The sequence below is a fragment of the Aminobacter sp. P4_H6_2 genome (genome assembly GCF_056400805.1).
This window is the reverse complement of record NZ_JBFUKO010000661.1, coordinates 1-2,857: the sequence shown is the minus strand read 5'-3', so window position 1 is coordinate 2,857 and position 2,857 is coordinate 1. Positions and strand designations below refer to the sequence as shown.

Here is a 2,857-nt window from a genome sequence, read left to right as displayed (position 1 = left end):
AGCCCAGGCGGTCCATCATCTGTCCCTCGGGGCTCGCCATGAAGTCGAGCAGCTTCATCACCTCGGCCTTATGCTCGGAGGTCGCCGAGATCGCAAATCCGCGCGATTCCTTGGACACGTCGACAGCCGACAGGCCCTGTCCGGCCGGGCCCTTGGGCGGCGACAGCAGCACAAGCTCGGTGTTTGGGTGCACCTGGCGCATCTTGCCGCCATAGATGTCTATGACTTCGCCCGACGAGCCGAAGATCACGCCGGCCTTGCCGGTGTAGAACTTGTCTTCCTTCACGTCGAACTTGGTGGTGATGTATTCGGGATCGTAGAGCCCCTGCTCGCGCAGCGAGGCGTAGAAGGCGATCTTGTCCTTCTCCTGGCTGGTGATGCGCGCATTCACCCATTCGCCGCCCGCATTCTTCATCCACGAGCCGGTGACGCCGAAGGCCTGATTGAAGATCGAATCGAGTTCGTTGGTGTTGCCTGCGGTGGTCACGCCATAGGTGTCGGCAACGCCATTGCCGTCGAGATCGCCATCCTTGATGGCCTTGAACAACTTCACATAGTCTTCGACCGTTTCAGGCGCCTTGAGGCCGGTCTTTTCCAGCCAGTCCTTGCGGATTACCGGCTGCGGCCCACGCACGGGATAGACATAGAGAAGATAGGGATAGTTCTTCAGCCGCTCGACATTGTGCGGCCACAGCGCGTCCTTCACATATTTGGACTCGGCGATGGCAGGGGTGAGGTCTTCGAGAACGCCCTGCTCGACCATTTTGGCGTCGCCGCCCTGGAAATAGATCAGGTCCGGGATGTCGCCCGAAAGCAGCATCACCGACAGCTTGTCGGCATAGCCTGACGAAGGCAGGTCGACCATCTCGATGGCGAGGTCGGTGCCTTGGGCACGCAGCGCATCCTCGATGCGCTTGATGTGCTTGACGTCGTCCGGGTTGGACGACACGAAATCYTTGGACACGACGCGGATCTTGACCGGCTCGGCCATGGCGGGGACAGCCACGGCGAGGCTCAACGCCAGGGCCGTCGATGTCATCAGGATCATTCTTGTGAACATTTCATCTCCTCCATTTGATCATTTTTTTGGCAGGCACATCGTCGCCATCAGCCCTTGAGCGCGCCGCTCATGGTGCCTTTGGTGAAGAATTTCAGGATCAGCGGGTAGATCGCCAGGATCGGCACGATGGTCAGCAGGATCATGCCGGCCTTGAGCGACCTCAGATCAAGCTGGCCCGCACCAGTGTTGTTGTTGGCGTTGTCGACGCCGACGATCGCAATCTTGTCGCCATCGATGACGAACTGGCGCAGCACCACCTGCAACGGCCATTTGCTCTGGTCGTTGAGATAGATCATCGCGTGGAAGAACTCGTTCCAGTGGAAGACGAGGTAAAACAGCGAGATCGTCGCCAACGCCGGCTTGGCCAGGGGCAGCACCACATACCAGAACACCTGGAAGGGATTGGCGCCGTCGAGCTCGGAGGCCTCGAGAAGCTCCTTGGGGATTTCCTCGAAGAAGCGGATGAGGATGACCAGGTACCAGGCATTGACCGCCTTGTAGAGGATCACCGACCAGTAGCTGTCGAGCAGCCCGAGCCGCTTGTTGACGAAATACTCCGGAATGATGCCGGGTTCGAAAACGATGGTGACGAGCACCAGGATGAACAGCGCCTTGCGTCCGGGAAGGCCGGGCCGCGACAGGCCCCAGGCCATGAGTGCGGTGCCGACGACGCCGATCAGCGTGCTGACAAAGGTGATGAAGATCGAATTGAAGATGCCGCGCTGCACATTGGGGTGTTGCAGCAAAACGCTCCACACATCGAGTGAGAAGCCTCTGGGCAGGATGGTCAGGCCATTCATGCCCGGCACCTTGGCGGGCTCAGACAGCGACACCGCCAGAAGATTGAGGAGCGGCTGCACCGTGACGACGACGAGCAGCAAAAGCGTCGACACGATGATGGCGTATTCGATGCGTTCGAGCGGAGACTTGCGCGACAGGGCCATTACCACACTCCCTTGCCGGTCAGGCGCTTGGACACGAAATGGGCGGTGACGATCATCATCGTGCCGAGCACCGCCTTGAACAGGCCGGCGGCGGTCGCCAGCGAGTATTCGCCGGTCTGCAGGCCTATGCGGTAGACATAGGTATCGACGATATCGATCCTGGAACGCACAACGTCGTTGGTGAAGTTGATGACCTGGTTGAGATCGGCGTTGAGGAACATGCCGGCGTTCAGGATGAACAGCGTGGCGATCGTCGGCACGATGCCGGGCAGCGTCACGTGCCAGATCTTTTGCCAGCGATTGGCGCCGTCGATTTCAGCGGCGTCGTAGAGCTGCTGGTCGATGGCGATGATGGCGGCGAGGTAAAGCAGGCTGTCCCAGCCGGCGGAGCGCCAGATCTCGGTGAACACCAGCACCCAGCGAATGGCGCCGGTGTCGGTCATGAACGAGCGCGGCGCGATGCCGGCCATGCCCATCAGATTGTTGACCGCGCCATCGGTGGGCGACAGTGCAGCGATAAAAACGCCTGCAATGACCACCCAAGACAGGAAGTGCGGCAGATAGATCGCCGACTGGATGAACTTGCGCAAGCGTCCGCCGCGCACCTCGTTGATCAAAAGCGCCACCAGGATCGGCACCGGCAGGAAGAAGGCCATCTTCATCGCCGAGATGATCAGCGTGTTGGCAAGCACCTGCCAGAACACCGGCGAGGCAAACAACACGTAGAAATGCTTGAGCCCGACCCAGATGTTGGGCGGAACGATCCGCACCTGCTCGAAGGCGATCTTGGCTTCCCAGATCGGCAGGTAATGCAGCACCAGGAAAAACATCAGGCCCGGCGCCATCATGACAT

General features: G+C 59.9%; 3 protein-coding genes. All 3 read right to left on the bottom strand.

Annotated features, from left to right (window positions below; genetic code table 11):
* Window positions 1-1,060 (bottom strand): extracellular solute-binding protein (locus tag AC1DUU_RS28240; protein WP_476786651.1); only part of this gene is annotated, 1,060 nt, incomplete at its 3' end.
* Between the two features lie 47 nt (window positions 1,061-1,107).
* Window positions 1,108-2,004, bottom strand: a complete 897-nt coding sequence (locus tag AC1DUU_RS28235) for a carbohydrate ABC transporter permease (protein ID WP_476786650.1) — start codon at window positions 2,002-2,004, stop codon at window positions 1,108-1,110.
* Window positions 2,004-2,857, bottom strand: an 854-nt coding sequence (locus AC1DUU_RS28230; RefSeq protein ID WP_476786649.1) for an ABC transporter permease, incomplete at its 5' end; no start/stop codon positions are given. The genes AC1DUU_RS28230 and AC1DUU_RS28235, both read right to left, overlap by 1 nt.

What these genes read in the sequence shown, in the direction of transcription:
- AC1DUU_RS28235 (WP_476786650.1), bottom strand. Translation starts at nt 2,004, where the DNA reads ATGGCCCTGTCGCGCAAGTCTCCGCTCGAACGCATCGAATACGCCATC.